The 247-nt window shown below is 53.0% G+C and carries 1 pseudogene; it reads right to left on the reverse strand.

Annotated elements, in window-relative coordinates:
• Positions 1-247: pseudogene (locus tag AC6EMZ_RS23485) on the reverse strand (hypothetical protein); the annotation flags it as partial.

The raw sequence follows: 247 nt of genomic DNA on the forward strand, positions 1-247 counted from the left end.
CCATAAAACCCTGATTCAGTGTTTCCCAGCACGTTTATGACCGGTGTTCCAAAGCCAAAATACCCTACGCCTAAGACATTCCCGAGCTGGGGACCAACATCCTTCGTAGCCGATGTTCCTAAACCGAGGTTTGTGCGAGCGTCTTCTGCCTTCGTTGCCCCGGTACCGCCTTGTGCAACAGATAGCGCAGTAGTAAGCCCTTTCAGCTCAGTGATATCGCTGTTTGCCCCCTTTCTGGCCAGTCCAC

The sequence above is a fragment of the Enterobacter sp. SCRI0065 genome, assembly GCF_059766475.1.